This window comes from Streptomyces sp. NBC_01341 (assembly GCF_035946055.1).
GTDB lineage: Bacteria > Actinomycetota > Actinomycetes > Streptomycetales > Streptomycetaceae > Streptomyces.
The window spans coordinates 7,233,203-7,250,514 of record NZ_CP108364.1 but is presented as its reverse complement, the minus strand read 5'-3'; the positions used below and the strand labels follow the sequence as shown (position 1 = coordinate 7,250,514).

13 protein-coding genes are annotated in these 17,312 nt (G+C 68.9%); 2 read left to right on the top strand and 11 right to left on the bottom strand.

The genetic code is table 11. From position 1 onward, the window contains the following. Nucleotides 1-77: 77 nt before the first annotated feature. The 7 genes from OG206_RS31660 to OG206_RS31630 all read right to left on the bottom strand — a co-directional run bounded on the left by OG206_RS31660 (nucleotide 78) and on the right by OG206_RS31630 (nucleotide 8,055). The gene (locus OG206_RS31660) at nucleotides 78-1,355 is read right to left on the bottom strand and encodes a cation:proton antiporter (RefSeq protein WP_327122018.1); all 1,278 of its coding nucleotides are present in this window, start codon (nucleotides 1,353-1,355) and stop codon (nucleotides 78-80) included. Nucleotides 1,356-1,744: 389 nt separating this feature from the next. Next, complete coding sequence (locus OG206_RS31655) at nucleotides 1,745-2,611, bottom strand: MurR/RpiR family transcriptional regulator (RefSeq protein WP_327122017.1); 867 nt, start codon at nucleotides 2,609-2,611, stop codon at nucleotides 1,745-1,747. A gap of 127 nt (nucleotides 2,612-2,738) precedes the next feature. Continuing rightward, nucleotides 2,739-4,031 carry a cyanophycinase gene (locus OG206_RS31650; RefSeq protein ID WP_327122016.1) on the bottom strand — a complete coding sequence of 431 codons (1,293 nt, stop codon included), beginning with the start codon at nucleotides 4,029-4,031 and terminating at the stop codon, nucleotides 2,739-2,741. Between the two features lie 139 nt (nucleotides 4,032-4,170). Continuing rightward, the gene (locus OG206_RS31645; RefSeq protein ID WP_327122015.1) at nucleotides 4,171-5,385 is read right to left on the bottom strand and encodes a M20 family metallopeptidase; all 1,215 of its coding nucleotides are present in this window, start codon (nucleotides 5,383-5,385) and stop codon (nucleotides 4,171-4,173) included. Beyond that, complete coding sequence (locus tag OG206_RS31640; protein WP_327122460.1) at nucleotides 5,382-6,134, bottom strand: amino acid ABC transporter ATP-binding protein; 753 nt, start codon at nucleotides 6,132-6,134, stop codon at nucleotides 5,382-5,384. Before OG206_RS31640 ends, OG206_RS31645 begins: the two co-directional genes overlap by 4 nt. A 5-nt stretch (nucleotides 6,135-6,139) precedes the next feature. Then, nucleotides 6,140-7,099, bottom strand: coding sequence for an amino acid ABC transporter permease (locus OG206_RS31635; RefSeq protein ID WP_327122014.1), 960 nt, complete (start codon nucleotides 7,097-7,099; stop codon nucleotides 6,140-6,142). 2 nt (nucleotides 7,100-7,101) lie between these two features. Further along, the gene (locus tag OG206_RS31630) at nucleotides 7,102-8,055 is read right to left on the bottom strand and encodes an ABC transporter substrate-binding protein (protein ID WP_327122013.1); all 954 of its coding nucleotides are present in this window, start codon (nucleotides 8,053-8,055) and stop codon (nucleotides 7,102-7,104) included. A 334-nt stretch (nucleotides 8,056-8,389) separates the two neighbouring features. Between OG206_RS31630 and OG206_RS31625 the strand changes: the two genes are divergently transcribed. After that, nucleotides 8,390-9,823 (top strand): pre-peptidase C-terminal domain-containing protein, encoded by a 1,434-nt coding sequence (locus OG206_RS31625; RefSeq protein ID WP_327122012.1) that lies wholly within the window; start codon nucleotides 8,390-8,392, stop codon nucleotides 9,821-9,823. A gap of 203 nt (nucleotides 9,824-10,026) precedes the next feature. Here the strand turns inward: OG206_RS31625 and OG206_RS31620 are convergent, their stop codons facing one another. Next, on the bottom strand, nucleotides 10,027-10,332 hold the full coding sequence (locus OG206_RS31620) for a hypothetical protein (protein ID WP_327122011.1): 306 nt from the start codon (nucleotides 10,330-10,332) through the stop codon (nucleotides 10,027-10,029). 146 nt (nucleotides 10,333-10,478) lie between these two features. On the opposite strand from OG206_RS31620, the gene OG206_RS31615 reads away from it, so the two are divergent. After that, nucleotides 10,479-10,853: a hypothetical protein gene (locus OG206_RS31615; protein ID WP_327122010.1), complete on the top strand. Its 375-nt coding sequence runs from the start codon at nucleotides 10,479-10,481 to the stop codon at nucleotides 10,851-10,853. A gap of 146 nt (nucleotides 10,854-10,999) precedes the next feature. On the opposite strand, the gene OG206_RS31610 is transcribed toward OG206_RS31615, so the two are convergent. The 3 genes from OG206_RS31610 to OG206_RS31600 all read right to left on the bottom strand — a co-directional run bounded on the left by OG206_RS31610 (nucleotide 11,000) and on the right by OG206_RS31600 (nucleotide 16,952). Next, nucleotides 11,000-11,965, bottom strand: a complete 966-nt coding sequence (locus OG206_RS31610; RefSeq protein ID WP_327122009.1) for a hypothetical protein — start codon at nucleotides 11,963-11,965, stop codon at nucleotides 11,000-11,002. Beyond that, a complete protein-coding gene (locus OG206_RS31605) occupies nucleotides 11,962-12,552 on the bottom strand; it encodes an RNA polymerase sigma factor (protein ID WP_327122008.1) in 591 nt (196 codons plus the stop codon). The genes OG206_RS31610 and OG206_RS31605 overlap by 4 nt, the downstream gene beginning before the upstream one ends. Before the next feature lie 731 nt (nucleotides 12,553-13,283). Next, a complete protein-coding gene (locus OG206_RS31600) occupies nucleotides 13,284-16,952 on the bottom strand; it encodes a S8 family serine peptidase (RefSeq protein ID WP_327122007.1) in 3,669 nt (1,222 codons plus the stop codon). Nucleotides 16,953-17,312: the final 360 nt, after the last annotated feature.

Here is a 17,312-nt window from a genome sequence, read left to right as displayed (position 1 = left end):
CAGGGAGGCGCTCTCGCCGTGCGCGCGGCCTGTGATCGTGGAGCAGGAGTAGGGCTCGAAGCGGTGACCCGATCGCCTCACTTGCCGGTTGACAGCATGTTCTCGCGCAGGTCGGGTTCTGTGCCGAGCGTTCTGGCGAACCAGGCGCCGTACCGCTTGCCGAGGAACGGGGCCGAGGCGCCGTGCAGGAGGACGCTCAGGCCCACGGTGATCGCGACGGTGTCGCTGAGCACGGCTGTCCCGGGCAGGTGTTCTTCGAAGGCGAGAAGCCCGAACACCAGCGAGGCCAGGCCGCGGGGGCCGAACCAGCCGACGTAGGCAATGGATGCCGGGCGCAGGCCTGTTCCCACCAGGGCCAGGGCGACGGGCAGCATCCGTACGACGGTGAGGCTGATCAGCGCGTAGACCGCAGTCCGCCAGGTGAGATGTTGAAGGGTGGGTCCCAGGATGACCGCGCCGAAGACAAGGAAGCTGAGAGAGGTGAGCAGGAGTCCGAGGCGCTCGGTGAAGGTCACGCTCCGGAGCGGCTCGGAGTTGTCCTCCTGCGGGGTTGGCCCGGGCAGCGCGCGGCGCAGGCCGGTACCGAGGGCAAGGCCCGCTGCCCAGGCGCCGATGAACCCGCTGCCGTCCACCGCGAGGCACAGTCCGTAGGTGACCGCCGGGACGGCGAGGGCCAGAATCGGCCGCCAGTCGGGGCTGCTCCAGCCCCGGGCTACCGACCAGCGCAGTGCGCGCGCTCCGGCCCATCCGACCAGGAGGCCGATCACGCTGCTCAGCAGCAGTGCCCGTAGGAATGTCTCGACGACGCCTGTCCGGCCGTAGTCCTCCCCGGCTGCGGCCAGGGCCAGCACGAAGAAGGGCAGGGCCAAGCCGTCGTTCAGCCCCGACTCGACCCCCAGCCCACCGCGTACCAGCGCCGGTACCCGTTCGTCGGAGATCGCCTGCTGTCCCAGGGCTGCATCTGTCGGCGCCAGAATGATGGCGACCAGTGCCAGTTCCCACACGCCCAAGCCTGGCAGGAGCGGCCACGCCACGAGCCATCCCAGCACGATGGTGGCCGGCAGCCCCACCACGAGCAGACGCACCGGGAGGAATTCTTCTCGTCGCAGGTCTTGTGTGCGGATGGCGGCCGCATCGGTGAACAGCAGAAGAACCAGCGCACCCTCCAGTAGCGCCCTCGTTACTTCTGGCTCCTTGGCCCGGCTCAGTAGGTCCAGGCCCAGTGGACCGACGGCCAGACCGGCCACTACGAACACCAGCGGCCCGGACGCCGGGGTCGTCGACAATCGGCGTGAGAAAATGCCGTAGCAGGCCAGCGCGCTGCCTGCCACCACCACGGCCCACTGGCTACTCATCGTGCTCCTCACGAAGGCGAAACTGCACACCACAGGTCCCCGGGCGGTCCTGGCGGGGCTCGCCACACCAGCACTGCCACCCACGGCGACCGCCTTGTGACTTTAGGTGAACACGGGTGGTTCGATCTCGTTGGCGATGCCGAAGACGCCACATCACAAGAAGACCAGGGCGAATCCGGTAGCCCAGCGACGCCGGAGCAAGTGGCGCGGCCGGGTGCGCCGCGCGCCTACGACGTGGACGAAGATGACCCGGCGGCGCCGGAGATCGGCTTGCTGGGCCGGCTGCAGGTCAGCGGCAAGGGTCGCCGCCCTGAAGGTCGACGAGACAGGCGAGCCGCTGGTCCAGCAGCGCAAGCAGATCGAGGCGGCGTACGGGGACCAGGCGTCGGTCAGACCAGGCCCACGCGCTGGGCTACGCCCTCGCCGTGCCGCAGGCGCTGGTGTGCGGCCTCGCCCAGCGACGCGATGACCGCCGCAACGACGGTCTCGATGACGGCCATCGTGGGGACGAGACTGTCGTAGGGGGAAGGGGACGTGACCTGGCTCGGCAGGACGACCTCCGCGTGCGCGGTAGCCGGGGAGAGCCAGGTGTCGGTGAACAGGACGACCTTCCCTCCCTGCTCGCGCACGAGCTGGGCCATGGCTACCTTGTCCTTCTCGTAACGGCGGTAGTCGAAGACGACGAGCACATCGCGGCGGGTCAGTGCGGCCAGCACGGCCGTGCGTTCCACGTCGCGGTCCGGCAGAAACATGACATCGTCGCGCAACTGCATCAGATGCAGCCCGAGGTACTGCGCCAGGAGGTGCGTGAACCGCCCGCCGGCGAGGACGATCCGCCGTTTGGGATCCGCCAGAAGCTGGGTGGCCCGGTTGACGTCATGCGGCGGGAGCTCCGCGAGACTCTGGGTGAGCGCCGTGGCGAAGAGCCGGCTGCCGAGCTGCAGCAGCGACTGGTCGTCCTCGTCCCCGAACGTGGTGTGCACGGCGGATTCGTACAGGGAAAGCGGGGACGCGCTGCGCTCGTCGAGTTCGGTACGCAGGGCGGCCTGGAAATCGGGATAGCCTCGGAAGCCGAGGCGTCCGACGAACCGGAGGACGGTCGGCGCGCTGACCGCCGCGCGCTCGGCGATGGTCGCGATCGTCTCGAATCCCGCTGCCGGATAGCCGGCCAGCATGACCCGGCCGACCTTGCGCTCGGCAGGGCTGAGCTCGCCCAGCTTGAGCCGGATCTCGTCGGCGAGCGTGCCAGAAGCCATCGTGAAATTCCCTTCCGGGCCGCGAGGGCCTTGTCGGCGAAGCCTACCGGGCCACCGGCACCCACATGTGCTCGAAGGTCCCCGGGAGTCACCGGCAGGCCCCGGCCGGTTGATCCGCGCTCCGTTGCTATGCGGGGTCGACGGACACATGCATACCGATCAGCGTGGCCGCTTCCGTTCCGTCGCCCGTCAGGGCGGTGAAACGCCGGTCCTTGGCGAACGTCACGGTGAACCGCGGTCCGGACTCGAAGGTGGACGCGGTGGCCTCACGCTGCACGGCCGACGAGGCCAGGGCACGTGCCGTACCCAGGAAGCTGTACGGCACGCCGTCGGCGTTGGCCAGGGAGTAGAACACGTCGTTGTTCTCGGGCACCGCGGTCTGCTCCCGCGGACGCAGGCGCGTTTTGTCCGCGGCGGGACGCACGCGCCAGTGCCGGGGGTCGTAGCGGTCACCGTCGGTGAGGTAGCTGTAGTCGGCCCCGCTCAGTGACCAGCCGGCAGCTCCCTCGCGGGTGCGGGCGTCTCTCAGGTCGAACACGGCGAGGCCCTGAGGACCCACGACCCGCATGCTCTCGACGCGGGAGCCTGCGCGCTCGACGACGAGAGCGGTGTTCTCCTCCAGCGCGTAGACACGCTGATGGCCGGTGTCGGCGGCCAGTCGCAGCGAGCGGCCTTCACGGCCCGACGTACCGGTGTGGGTGTCCAGCAGGCCTGAGCGCAGAAAGCCGAAGCCGCCCTGCGGCAGGTAACCGAGTGTGGACGCGTCCTCGAAGTAGCCCGCACGACTGCCGTCGCGCAGACCTTCGTAGGACTCCCCTCCGGTGATCATGTCGGCACCGGCCATGATCTGGGCTCCCGCGCTCGACCCCGCGACGACCGCCCCGCGCGCGAGCTTGGCACGGATGGCTGCCAGCACCTTGGAGTCGGTGTGGGCCGCGCCGTGCATCAGGCTCGTCACGTAGCGGTACTGGTCGCCGCCGCCGAAGAAGAATCCGGTCATGCCGTTGATCTGCTCGACGAGGCGGTCCGAGTCCGCGGCGGCGACGTGCTCGATGTCGACGGGGATCCACTGTGCGTCGGCCGCGCCGTGCCGGGTGAAGAGGCCGGCGTAGTAGGCGCCGTTGCAGGCGGAGTTCGAGCACGTGGCCGGATCACCGGCGTGGGGGTCCTGGCTCTCCGGCACGGAGGCGGCGGTCAGCACACCGATCCGCGCGTGCCCCTTCCCGCCGGCCCGGTCGATGATCTCGCCGTACACCTGGTCGTTGTCGTCCTTCAGCCCTCCGCCCACCAGGACGAGCGAGCCGGCGGAGCGGTGGTCCGCTGCGGGGTGTGCCATGGCCGTCGGCGCGGCGGCGAGGGCCAGCAGGAGTGCGGTGCTTCCTGCCAGTACGGTACGGCCGGCTCTGTGCGGAACACGCATGAGTGATGCCTCCATGGAGGGGACGGGGAAAAAATGGCCGGAGCCGTGCCGGGGGGGGTGCCCCCGGGCTCCGGCCGGGCCGGGGGGCTTCTGTCGTCCGGACCAAAGCCCCGCGTCCGGTCGGTGGGACAACGCTGGTTCAGTGGTTCCGGCCGTCACCCAGCTCGGCGATCAGTGCGGCGAGAAGGGCGACACGGGGCGCCACCGTGGTCGTGTCCAGCCATTCGTCGGGGCTGTGGTCACCGCCGCCCACCGGACCGAGACCGTCGAGTACGGGGACTCCGGTACCGGCGATGAAATTCGCGTCGCCCACGCCCCCGGTCGCCGCGGCACCGAAGGGGAGGCCCAGTTCGCCGCCGATGTTCTGGGCCGTGCGCAGGATCTGCCGTGAGGCGTCGGTGTCCTCCATGGGGGGGCAAAGGTCGAGTTGCTCGACCCGGACGGTGGTTCCGGCGACGGCGGGGCGTGTGGCGATGTCCTCGATCGCCTGCCGGGCCCGGTGGATGCCCTTGAGCGTGGCCGAGCGGACCTCGACGTGCAGTTCGGCCTTCGGGCAGACGATGTTGGTCCTGGTGCCCGCGTGCACCATGCCCACGTTGACCGTCACCTCGTCCCAGTGGTCGTTGAGCGCCTGGAGGGCGACGGTGAGGTGGGCCGCCGCGAGGGCCGCGTTGGCGCCTCTTTCGGGTTCGATGCCGGCGTGGGCGGCCCGCCCGGTGACGGTGAGCCGGAAGTCGGCCACTCCCTTGCGGGCGATGACGACGTCCCCGTTCTCCCGGGCACACTCCAGGGCCAGGGCGTAGTGCATGTCCCGGGCGACCTCCTCGGTGACGGGGCGGCTCGCCGGTGAGCCGATCTCCTCGTCGGGTACGGCCAGGAACACCAGCTCCGCGTACTGGTCCAGGCCGGCCTCCTCGAGTACGCCCAGCGCGGTGAGCCCGCAGACCAGGCCGCCCTTGTCGTCGCTCACCCCGGGCCCGCGGGCATGCGATCCGGTGAGGCTGAACGGCCTCGCCGCGGCGGTGCCGTCCTCGAAGACCGTGTCCATGTGGGCGGCGAGCAGGATCCTGCGTCCTCCCTCCCGGACCGGCAGCGCGCCGCGCTTCCGACCGATCAGCAGCTCACCGGTTCTGCGGTCGCCCACCGGCGGCAGCCTGATGTGTTGCGTCTCGAAGCCGAGACCGTGCAGCCGCCGGCCGACGAGGGCGCCGACGCGGTCGACACCGGCCGGGCTGTAGGAACCGGAGTCGACCGCGACGAGCTCGGCCAGTGCTTCGAGGTAGTGCGGCTCGCGGGCCTGTGCCAGCGTCAACAGGGCAGCTGTGCGGTGCTGCTGACCGGTGCGGGTGCTCACAGGACCTTCGACAGGAAGCCGCGGGTGCGTTCCTGCTCCGGTGCGACCAGTACCTGCTGGGGGTCTCCCGCCTCGACCACCGTCCCCTCGTCCATGAAGACGGCGGTGTCACCGGCCTCACGCGCGAAACCGATCTCATGGGTGACCACGATCATGGTCATGCCGTCCGCGGCCAGTTGCCGCATCACGTCCAGGACCTCGCCCACCAGTTCCGGGTCGAGGGCGGAAGTCGGCTCGTCGAACAGCATCAGCTTGGGCTTCATCGCGAGCGCTCGCGCGATCGCCACCCGCTGCTGCTGACCGCCCGAGAGCTGCGCCGGGTAGTGCCCGGCCCGGTCGGCGAGACCGACCCGCTCCAGCAGGCGCGTGCCCTCCTCCAGGGCCTGGTCGCGGCTGACGCCGGCCACCCGCACCGGGGCCTCGACCACGTTCTGCAGAGCGGTCAGGTGGGGGAAGAGGTTGAACCGCTGGAAGACCATCCCGATGTCCCGCCGCCTCGTGGCGATTTCACGTTCCCGCAGCTCGTGCAGCCGGTTGCCGTGTCGTCGGTATCCCACCAGTTGGCCGTCGACGGAGAGCTTTCCGCCGTCCACCGTTTCCAGGTGGTTGATGCATCGCAGGAACGTGGACTTGCCCGACCCGGAAGGCCCCAGGAGGCAGCACACCTGTCCCGCCTCCACGGTCAGATCGATTCCCTTGAGGACTTCGAGCTTCCCGAAGTGCTTCCGTACGCCTTGGGCGTGCACCATGGGGTTCATCGGTCCGACTCCTTCTTCCCGCGGCCCGCCGAGGAGGCGCCCGCGAGGATGCGCCGCAGAGGGGATCCGTCTGCGCTGCGTGCGGTCCCCCGGCCGTAACGGCGTTCCATCCATGCCTGCGGGATGCTCAGCAGGCTCACCAGGGCCAGGTACCAGATGCTGGCGACCGCGAGCATCGGAATGACCTGGTAGTTCTGCGCGTACACGTCCTGGATGTTCGACATCAGATCGTGGGCCGCGATCACGGAGACCAGCGCCGTCATCTTGAGCATGTTGATCGTCTCGTTGCCCATCGGCGGGATGATCACCCGCATGGCCTGGGGCAGGACGATTCTGCGCATCGTGAGGACGGGACGCATGCCCAGCGAGTGCGCGGCCTCCGTCTGTCCGATGTCGACCGACTGGATACCGGCGCGCACGATCTCGCTGGCGTACGCGGCCTCGTTGAGGCCGAGGGCCAGGAGGGCGGCCACCGCAGGCGTCAGAAGGGTGTTGGTGTCGGCCTGGACGAACGTGATGTGTGTGAAGGGGATCCCGATCATGACGTTCTTGTAGAGCGCTGCGGCGTATCCCCAGAAGATGATCTGCACCAGCAGGGGCGTGCCGCGGAAGATCCATACGAAGAGCGAGGAGAGCCCGTAGAGCACGGGGTTGGGCGAAAGGCGCATGACCGCGATGACGGTTCCGAGCCCGAGGCCGAGCACCATGGCGGCAATGGTCAGCCAGAGGGTCGTCGCCAGCCCGTCGAAGATGAGGTCGGCGAAGAGGAAGTGGCCGATGACGTCCCAGTGCAGGTTGGCGTTCTTGGCCAGGGAGCCGATCAGCCCGGCGACCGCGGCCACGGCGGCCACGGCGGCGAGCCAGCGGCCGTAGTGCCGGACGGGCACGATCTCGATGCCGGCCGGGGCCGAATCCTCGTGGGTACGGGCGTCGAGGGGGGAGGTGAGGGCGGGCATGGTCAGTCCACCGCCGCGTTCCGGGTCGCTTCCTCGACCGCGATGGAGGCGACACCGTACTTCTCGTAGATCTTGGTGACCGTGCCGTCGTCGAGGAGCGCCTGCAGTGCCTTCTGGACCGCGGTGGTGAGACCGGGGAGCTTCTTGCTGACGGCTATGCCGTTCGGCGAGGCGTTGTAGCCGCCGGGAGCCTGCGGGTCCTCGACGAGGTCGAAGGCCTTGCCGCCGTCCGCCGTCTTCGCCGTCCAGCCCGCGGCCGGCTTGGTCGCCACGTCGGCGACGACCTTGCCCGAGCGCAGCGCCAGCTGGGCGTCGGAGTCCTTCGGGTAGGTGGAGATGCTGATCTTCTTCTTGCCCGCCGCGGTGCACTTCGCCTGCGTCCCGGTGAGCAGCTTCAGCTGGTTCGTGGCGGCCTGCACCCCCACGCGGTTACCGCACAGGTCGGTCAGCGTCGTGATCTTCTTCGGGTTGCCCTCCGCCACGAGGATGCCGGACCCGGACTGGGAGTAGTCGACGAAGTCGACGACCTTCTGCCGCTCCTTGTTGTCCGTGATCGCCGACATGGCGACGTCGAACTTGCCGGCCTGAAGTGCGGGTACGATTCCGTCGAACTTCTGCGGGCTGAAGACGAACTCCACCCCGAGCTTCGCACCGATCGCCTGCCCCAGGTCGTAGTCGAGACCGGTCAGTTCCTTGCTGCCCTCACTGACGAACATCTCGAAGGGCGGGTAGGGGACATCCGTCGCCACCCTCACCTTCCCGGACTTCTTGACACTCTCGGGCAGCGCGTCGTGCAACGCCTCGTCCTTCGTCACCGTGACCCCGGCGACCTTCACCGTTGCGGTCGCCCGGCCCGCCGAGCCGTCGTCCGCGCCGTCGTTGCAGGCGCTCACCGCCATCAGTGCCACGACCACGGTCACAGTTGCCGCGCCGACACGGCGGGGGGATTTCGGCATCACGATCGATCCCTCTCAGAAGTCCTGCGGGGAGGGGACATCCCACCCCTCTGACACGAGAGGAAGCTACAGGACGGCCATCGACACGCCTAGATGTAACGCTGATTACAGTTCCATATATCGTCGGCAACGCGCCACAGGTGCCCAATATCTCCTAGTAGCAGCCGATTTCATGCTCTCATCGAGCCCCACCTCGACAAATTTTGCATTACATCTTCCCCTAACAGGCAACTGCTTGTATGTTCCGCTACTGCCGCTCCCCATCGGTGGGTCGCACGGACCGCACCGGGGAACCGGCCCATCCCCTCATGCCGTCCTGCACTCAGGAGCATCGATGACCGCGCACACGCTGAGCAGACCCCTGACCTCACTCCTCGTGATCATGGCCACCGCGGCCGCGACCCTCGGCGTCACCAGCGAACCCGCTCACGCGGCCGCGGACCGCATACGCCTGGGGAGCGCCTCCGACGCCACCCGGGCGAGCTGGTCGGGCCCCGCGTTCACCATGAACGGCGACGGAGGTGTCGTCGCCGCGTCCATGACCAAGGCCATCGACGCCATCCGCGCCAACACCGGCACCCTGGACGTCGTGGTCCTGGCGGGCTCGGCCCCGTCGGGCAGTCAGACGCCCGAGTGCGACGTGATCACTGGTCTGAGCGGCGTCAACTCCTGCACCACCTGGACCCTCACCGCGGCATCCGACGGCAACAACACCCAGCTGAACACCGACATCCGCAACGCGGAGTTCGTCTACTTCGCGGGTGGCGACCAGTGCCGTTACACGGCCTGGAAGGGCACCGCCCTCCGGGCCTCCGTGCAGTCCGTCGTCGCGAAGGGAGGAGGCTCCGGCGGCGGCAGCGCCGGCCTGCACATCAACAGCTCCATCGTCTACGACGCCTGCACGGCCGGCGCCACGTCGGCGGGCGCCCTCGCCAACCCGTACGACAAGTCCGTCACGTTCACCACCGGCATGTTCGACTGGCCGCACTACGGCGACACCATCAACGACTCCCACTTCGTCGCCCGCGACCGGATGGGCCGGACCATGGCCTTCATCGCACGGGCCGTCAAGGACGGCCTCACCACCCAGGGCAAGGCGTGGGGGGTCGGCATCGACGAGGGCGGCAGCTCGCTGTTCATCGACAAGAACGGGCTCGCGACGCTGAGCGGCGGCAACGCCTACGTGGTGCTCGGCGACCACCAGCCGGAACAGGCCGTCGCCGGGAAGCCGCTGACCTACTCCGACTTCAAGATCTGGCACCTCACCGACGGCGGGACCTTCGACTTCAAGAACCGCCCCACCTGCGGCTACTACAAGCGCAGCGTCACCAACGGCGTCGCGCAGTCCAATCTCTACAACGGCACGCCGGAAACCGGCTGCGGCACTCAGGGAAGCGGATCGACCGTCCAGGAGACCGAGCCTAACGACTCCCGGGCCTCGGCCGACGACGTCTCCGGCCGCGCCCAGCCCCTCACCGTCACGGGTGCGCTGACCACTGCGTCCGACCGCGACTATTTCGCCTTCACCCTGGCCTCGCGGCAGAGGGCCACCGTGACCTGCGCGGTCCCCGACGCGTACGACGCCGACGTCTACCTGCTCGATTCATCGGGCGGAACCGTGGCCCGGTCCGTCAACGACGGCCGCGGCGTGGACGAGTCGGTCTCCTACACCCGCACGGCGTCCGGCAGCGGGACGTACTACCTGGAGCTGGAGTCCTACTCAGGATCGGGTTCGGCCGCCTACAGCTGCGGCCTCACAGTGTCCTGACGTGGCGTCAGGCGTGTTCGGCGGAACGGAACGCTGTCCCCCGCGACACGAAGGAACGGAAAGTCTCGCAAGGTCGGCGGGGGGGTGTGCGGCCCAGAGCCCCAGGGCCGCACACCCCCGGAGAGGCGGCTGAAACGACCGCGAGGCGGTCAGGCAGCGAGCTGCCGACCCTGGTTGTCGCGGTGGCTGCGGGCGGTCAGGGGTCAGGGGTCAGGGTCGACTTCGGGGTGCGTGAACTGCACGGGCTTGCCGAGCGACCGGGCGTAGGCGATTTCGGCGTGGGTGCTGTCTCCGATGTAGTCGCCGACTACGAGCACCTCATCAGCGAGCCGGATCTTCGCCCGGTGCAGATCGTCGAGTCGAACCTTCAGCGCCTCGGCCTCGACAGGATCGGGCCAAGGTTCGTGCGGCGACTTCATGTCACAGCCCGGTTTGACGACAATCTTTCCGTGGGTTGGTTCCTCCGCCTTCTGAACCGGGGGCACCTGCGCGATGTCCGGCTCGGACAAGGGCGGAAGACCAGCGAGAGTGCCGTCGGCGATGTCGGCCAGGCTGGTGAAGTGGACGGCGTACCCCCATCCGTCCGGGGTCCGGTACAGGACGAGGCCGGTCGGCGTTTCGAGGGTGCGCCGGTAAGGCCGCCATTCTGCTCGCCATGCCAGGACGGTACTGCGGACGCACCGGCCATGCGGCGCATCCGGCGTCACCGGGGACGTACGCGGAGGCGATCGTACGCGCGCTCGACGACACCGCGTACGAAGCGTCGACAGCGGTGGCCCTGGCTGGCATCGCCCTGAACGAGCACGATCGTGAGTTCATCGAGCACTGCTGCATCGAGTTGGGTATGAGGGCTGCGGCCGGGAACCAGTTGCTGGGGCTGGCCGGCCTGTGCCTGGGCCACGCGGCCCGCAGATTCGGGCGACTCAGCGAGCGAGCGGTGGCGTCGGCGGAGTCTCTGGCGACCCGTGCTGAGCTGGACGCTTCCGATGTGGACGGACGAGCCACCTCGCCGACCGGCACCTCGCCGTGACCGCGGCACGGGGTACATCGCGGGCGTCCCTCCGATCCTGAGGTCCGACGGGACCGTATCAGAGCTGACGTGCCCTCAGGAGCGTCTCCGGCATCGGTCGCGGCGCACGGCTCGTCGGGGGCCGTGCGCCGTTCATGTGTGGACGATCAGCCGATCTTGTCGGTCAGGCCGACGGACACGTACGTAGCCCTACGTTGATCTTTCTCGCTTCGCCACGGTTCGTTGAGCTGCAGGAGAGTACTGGTCTTCGGGTCGATGATCACCTCAGTGACGCCGACGTCGCCGTGGTAGGCCAGCTTGGTCCCCGTGCGCCCTGCGCTGTCCTTGGCGGTGCCGACGACGCGGACGCCCTGCACCTTGGCCAGTGCCTTGAACAGCCCGGCGCGCAGTGCGGGGCTGGCAGGGGCTACGGCGAGTACGGTGCTCGCCTGTACGAAGCCGAGCGTGCCCGCATCCTCGACCTGTTCTGCTGATGCCTTCGTGGTGCTCAGGATCACCCGCTGCAGCATCAGCGGGTCCGTGCTCAGCCGGTCCAGGCCGTTCCAGTCGTAGTTCTGCGAGCCGAGCCTCCAGCCGGGGAACCGACCCGTGCGGCTGCGATTGCCGTCGAAGGTTTTGCCGGGGACCAGGTAGGTGAGCTCCATGGACCGCGAGATGTACGCGTATGCGTTGAAGGGCGCAGTGTGGATCTTCCAGTAGGTGCCCGCTCCGGCCGGCTGGGTGGCGGCGACCTCGGCGACGTTGTTCAGGAAGATCGATGCCGACTGCGCCTGCGTATTCGCAGGTGCCCCTCCCATAGTCGCAGGCGCCCCTCCAGTGTTCGCGGACGTCACCGCGATGCCGGCCGCGACGGCGGCGGCAGCCAGAAGCGCGACGACCCGGCGGCGCCAGCGCAGCGGCGTCACCACGACGTCCCCCCGCACGTCCCCGCCCGGCGGGGCCTGGGCCGCTTCTTCCCGTACGGCGTCTTCGACTCCCTCCAGCACCCTGGCCAGTACACGCGGCGACGGCGGCTCAACCCATCCCGCCACCTGCAACGCCTCGGCGCCAGGGAAGTCCAGCACTGCCAGCCGCTCCGTCATGCCCGTCTCCTCCATGTCGTGTGTGCTCATGCCAGGTCTCCCGTCACGGCCAGGTCCCGTCCCGCGCGTGGGGCCGGTGCGAGCCGCTCGCGCAATCTGCCCCGCGCCCGGTGCAGCCGCGAGCGGGCCGTCCCGGCCGGGATGCCCACGGCCGCGGCCGCCTCAGCCGGCGTCAGCTGCTCCCAGCTGACCAGGAGCATCACCTCTCGCTCCTCGGCCGGCAGCTCAGCGAGCGCCCGGCGCAGTGCGGGCGCCAGTGCCGCCGCGTCCAGTCGCTGGTCAACCGCCTGCCACGGGTCGGTGGCCTGGGCTCCCGGGAGAGCCTGGGCGCGCACTGTCCGGCGGGCATGGCCCGCCAGGACGTTGCGGGCGACCCCGAACAGCCAGCCTCGCGCAGATCCGCGCGAGGCGTCGAACGTGCGCCGCGCGGCGAAGGCCTGCAACCACACTTCGGCCAGCAGATCGTCCGCCGCGCCCGGCATCCGCCGGGCGAAGTATCCGTGCAGGGCTGTCGAGTACTTCTCGACCAGCGGCGTGAACGCTGCGGGGTCGTCAGCGGCCCTGCAAAGCTGGGCATCGCCGGCGCGGTCGCCCCGCTCCTCGTGTTCCGATGTCACGGAATCTCCGTCTCCGACTGTCGAACGACAGTCTCACCCCGTACTTGTCACCTGCGGCCCAGAGCGTTCGCGCAGCTGATGACTCCGCCTCGCAAACAGGCCCGGAAGGCCACCGCCGCACGCCGGGCAGAGGTCCGGCCAGGATGCGGAGGAAAGCTCTGGAACAGGCCGCGAAGCCGCCTCGCCTCCGCCCCAACCGGAGGCCGCCCCGGAAACGAAGTAGGCACGCAGCGTGCGAGCAGGCACCATGGCTGTGTGAACGAGGAGCAGGTGACCAGCGAATTGATGACGCTGCTCCGCGATGCCGAGTCGGATTCTTGGTCCCGAAGAGCTTCGGCAGGCAGGCTCCTTGCAGCGAGTGCCGGCCATGAGGAAGTCCTGCCGGTCCTTGAACGACTCCTGCTCGACCCTCACGACACGGCAGTCACACAGGAGACGGCCCGCTCCTCGTCGTAGCCGCCGTAGGGGGCCACCCGATGGCCGTGGACGGCCAACGCACCGGCGCCCCGTACGGGGTTCGCCCACGCCCTGACGTGCCGCTCGGGACGGTTGGGGAGTATCTCGACGAGCGAGGATGCGAGCCTCGTCCGGCCGCGTCCCCAGCCCCGACGGCTGTGAGCGGATGGAGCTCAGCAGTGCTCCCCCGTCCGCTGCGAGTGGACCATGGGGATACGGCAGAGCAGCCGGTGTCCCATGCCATCAACGGCGTGGGGCCCGGCTGCTCTCGACGGTCACTTGAGGCCGAAGGCCCGGGTGATGGTCTGGGTGATGCCGCCGCCGTTGCGCTGTTTGGCGGTGGTCCGGATGGACACGTAACCCGCCCGGGAGGGCGCGTTGAGGGTCGTTTGCCAGGTTCCCTTGTTCTCCTTCAGGTCCTGCGGACGCCAGGACGCCCCATCGTCGTAGGAGACCTCGAGCTTGAGGGTGGAGACCGCGTCCTTCGCGGCGTCACTACCGAGGACGACGGGCTTGATGGAGAAGGCCGACTTGCGCTTCGCGCGCCCCGCGGGGTCCAGGTCCGTTCCGTAATCGAGTTGAGCCAACGGGATGGCCTGGTCGTCGGCAGTGCCGGAGAGGAAACTCCATTCGGTGTGCGTGGTGGTGGAGTACGGCATGAAGTCGGTGTTGTTCTTCGTGTCGACGACGAGCCGGTACGGGAGTTCCTGCGGTTCCAGATCACCCACTCCGAAATCAGGCCGTGCCCCGTTCTGCATCAGCAGTTCGTCGTCCTGGTAGAGCGCGAAGCTCCGCGACATCATGCTGGTGTCCCCGCTGTGGGCGGATCCTCCGTCGCCGAAGCCGGCGATCATTCCGCCCATGACGTTCCCGACACGGTGCGGGACCTCGAAGCTCACCATGCGCGGCCGGGTTATGGGGCCGAACCAGTGTTCACTCTGCACGCTGCGCGGGCGGTAGTTCACGACGTCGGTGAAGGTGGACCAGCCGTCGATGGACGCGTACTGCTGCCACTTGACGCCGTTGCCGGCGGAGACCCAGTCGGTACGGTGCCCTTCGGCAACCGGCTCCCTCGGGAACGGCGGTACGCGCGTCATCCCATAGCCGGCATAGGGATAGGCCGCCGGCCAGTACTCGTACGACGGGCTGTCCTCCCGGCTCTCCCTGACCTGCTTGCCGGCGGGCGCGGCGAAGTAGTTGTCGATGCGGGCGAGGCTGCCGGGATCCGTTGCCGCGGAGGGGTCGTCCGGCACGCCGCCACGGTGGTAGTCGGCCAGGTCGTACAAGTACTGCGGTGTGGGATGAGCTTCGACTGCCAGCTTGGTCCCGGACTTTCCTGAGGACAGAATCCTGTCGATCAGGTCCTCGCCCTCGTCCCGGGTAAGCGAGGCGGCCGGGATCGGTCCGGTCGACGTTCCGTCTGCGTCGCCGTACCAGTCGCTGCTGCGGCCGTCGCCGTCGTTGACCACCAGGAGCATCGCCGCACCGGCGGCGCGCGCCGCGGCTGCCTGGCCCGTCGGGTCCACGGCCCCGCCGCTGCGAACGACCACCGCCTTGCCGCGGGCGGACAGGCCGGCGTAGTCCGCGGGCTTGCCGGCACCGGCGAAGATGGCGCGGACCTGCGCGGTGCCGTCCGGGAACTGAGCGGATCCCGGCTGCACCAGCAGGGTGTCGCCGAGGCTGCGTGCGCCGTAGGTGATTTTCAGTGGGGTCTGCTTGGCACGGATGCGGGTGGTGAAGACGAAGCTGCCGTTCCTCACCTTTGCCTTGGTCGGAAGGGCCCACAGGCTGTCGTACTGGGCGGATGGCAGGAGGATCTGGTGCAGAGCCTGCCCGTCGTTGGGTGTGGGCTCACTTGAGGTGAAGGAGCGGAAGAGGTCGATCCTGCTGGTGCTGACTGCGGTGGGCTTGGGGGTGGCCACCTTGACCTGGCGGATGCGCGACCCGTCGAGTTCCACCTGCCGGTCGGACCTCAGGTCGAGTTCGGGAACGGTGAGTACCGCATATCCGAGGGAGTGAGGGCCGTGGCGGCCTTCCACGTCCAGTATGGAGACGACGGTGTAGGAGCCGGGGGCCCAGCGGCTGGTGAGTGTGCCGTCCGAGGCCCACATGATGGTGGTCTTCCCGTCGGCACCCGTGATCTCGACTTCCCCGCTGACGGGCTTGCCGGATCGGTCCTTCAGGTGGACGGTCAGGTCGTACTTCTCGGACTCGACGGAGAGTCCCACGGCCGTGTGCACGGCTCCGGCCGCCGAGCGTGCGGTGACCTGGGCCGCGTACTGGCCCGGCGCGAGGTTCTTCGGGTCCGCCACGAGGTCGACCGTCGAGGTTCCGCGCGCGGGTACCGTGACGCGGTCGGCGAGCGATGTGAACACCCCTGCGGGTGAGTCGCCGCGGTCCACCGAGAGGTGCAACGTGATGGGGCTGTCGGTGGTGTTGGTGTAGGTGATCTTCAGCTTGACCGGCTTCCGCTTCTGGCCCGCCGACCACTTCACGAGTCCCGCGTCCACCGATCCGCTCGCGATCACCTGGTCCCTCAGGTAGGCGGCGGCGACGTCCAGACGACCGGTGCCGGCCTGGTAGGGGGTGTAAGCGGGGGTCGGCGCGCTGGTGCTCATCAGAGCGTCCTTGATCTGCCGGCCGGTCCACTTCGGGTGTTTCTGAGCCAGCAGGGCCGCTGCCCCGGCGACATGAGGAGCCGCCATGGAGGTGCCGCTCTCCGGGCGGTAGTAGCCTTCACCCCCGCCGTTCATGTACTGCGAGCGCGCCGCCAGCACGTCCACGCCGGGAGCTGTCAGATCGGGCTTGAGGGCGTCGTCCATGAGGCGTGGCCCGGCGCTGGAGAACGAGGCGAGTTGGTCGGACGAATCGACCGCGCCAACGGTGAGTGCGGCGTCCGCGGTTCCTGGGGCGCTTACGCTGTGGGCGCTGTTCCCGGAGTTGCCCGCGGCGATGACGAAGAGCGCACCCGTCTCGGCACTCAACTGGTTGACCGACTGGCTCAGGGGGTCGTCTTGGGTGTGCCACGCCGGGGTGCCCAGACTCATGTTGATCACTCTGGCGTGCTCGGTCCGCGCCGCCCACTCCATGCCGGCGATGATCCCCGAGATGGGACCGGTTCCGTTGTCGCCGAGGACCTTGCCCACCAGCAGATCCGCGCCAGGAGCCACACCCCGTTCCGTACCGTGGGAGGCAGCGCCGGTTCCGGCGACGGTGGAGGCGGTGTGCGTTCCATGGCCGTTCCGGTCGATGACGTCCTCACCGCCGACGAAACTGCGGGACGCCACGATGCGCTTGGCGAGGTCCGGGTGGGTGGTGTCCGCCCCGGAGTCCAGCACCGCGACCCGTACCCCGGCGCCCGTGCCCCCCGCCGCCCAAGCCTGCGGTGCACCGATCTGCGCCGTGGTGTCCGCCAGTGCGGCCTCCGCCTTGCCGTCGAGCCACACCTTGTCGACACCGCCGGTGAAGGACGGGGCGGCCACGTCGTCGTCCGGGCTAGGACCGGAACTCGCCTTCGACCGCGAGGCGTCCTGCCCGCTGGTACCGGTGAGGGCCGACCAGAAGGCCGTGGCCTTGGACCGTTGAGCTTCGACGGCCGCTCCGCGGACGGAGGGAAGGCCGAGAGTGGACTTAGCCCCCGGCAGTGCGACAGCGGACGGCGGTCGGTCGTCGGACGCCCCGCTCTTGTGGGCGGACGTACCCTCGGACCGGGTGATGATCAGAGGGAGCACGCCGGTGTGGGCGTCGTCGTAGCCCTGGGCCACCAACTGTGTGACGTTGAAGAGTTGCTTGTCGAGACGGCCGGTGGCGATGTAGGGCATGGCCTCGTCGGGGTACACAAGGGTGTCACCCCCCTCGGTGGCGACGCGCACCGACCCCGTGGCTCCTGGTGCGCGCTCCACGTCCACCGAAGGGCTGGAACCGTTGCCCTGTGTCAATGTCACCTTGTCACCCGTTATCAGCGTCACCGCGATGGGCGCCTGGGGGCCGGCGTGTCCCTCGGGATCCGCGTGGGCACCGGGGGCAGGGGCAGCGCCGTAGGCCGCCGCAGGGGGGATCAGGGTAGCGACAAGCGCAGCGGCAACTGACACTGCGTATCTTCGGTAGGCGGGAAGTCGCACTTTGCCTCCAGAGTCGACGATTGATCGAATCCGACCACCTCTGAACAGGAAATGTAAAGTGCTTGAACTAATGGCTACTTCGGCTGTAACGTCAGGCCAATCTTGGCCACTTCGCACCGGACAGGCACCATGCCAACCGCGTAGACCGTTGGACGGGGCAAGGCACCACAGCAGGTACCAACC

Bases quoted from the DNA above. Each gene is read 5' to 3' on its own strand.
- OG206_RS31660 (WP_327122018.1), bottom strand. From the start codon at position 1,355: ATGAGTAGCCAGTGGGCCGTGGTGGTGGCAGGCAGCGCGCTGGCCTGC.
- OG206_RS31635 (WP_327122014.1), bottom strand. From the start codon at position 7,099: ATGCCCGCCCTCACCTCCCCCCTCGACGCCCGTACCCACGAGGATTCG.
- OG206_RS31630 (WP_327122013.1), bottom strand. From the start codon at position 8,055: ATGCCGAAATCCCCCCGCCGTGTCGGCGCGGCAACTGTGACCGTGGTC.
- OG206_RS31625 (WP_327122012.1), top strand. From the start codon at position 8,390: ATGACCGCGCACACGCTGAGCAGACCCCTGACCTCACTCCTCGTGATC.
- OG206_RS31615 (WP_327122010.1), top strand. From the start codon at position 10,479: ATGCCAGGACGGTACTGCGGACGCACCGGCCATGCGGCGCATCCGGCG.
- OG206_RS31650 (WP_327122016.1), bottom strand. From the start codon at position 4,031: ATGCGTGTTCCGCACAGAGCCGGCCGTACCGTACTGGCAGGAAGCACC.
- OG206_RS31655 (WP_327122017.1), bottom strand. From the start codon at position 2,611: ATGGCTTCTGGCACGCTCGCCGACGAGATCCGGCTCAAGCTGGGCGAG.
- OG206_RS31640 (WP_327122460.1), bottom strand. From the start codon at position 6,134: ATGGTGCACGCCCAAGGCGTACGGAAGCACTTCGGGAAGCTCGAAGTC.
- OG206_RS31610 (WP_327122009.1), bottom strand. From the start codon at position 11,965: ATGAGCACACACGACATGGAGGAGACGGGCATGACGGAGCGGCTGGCA.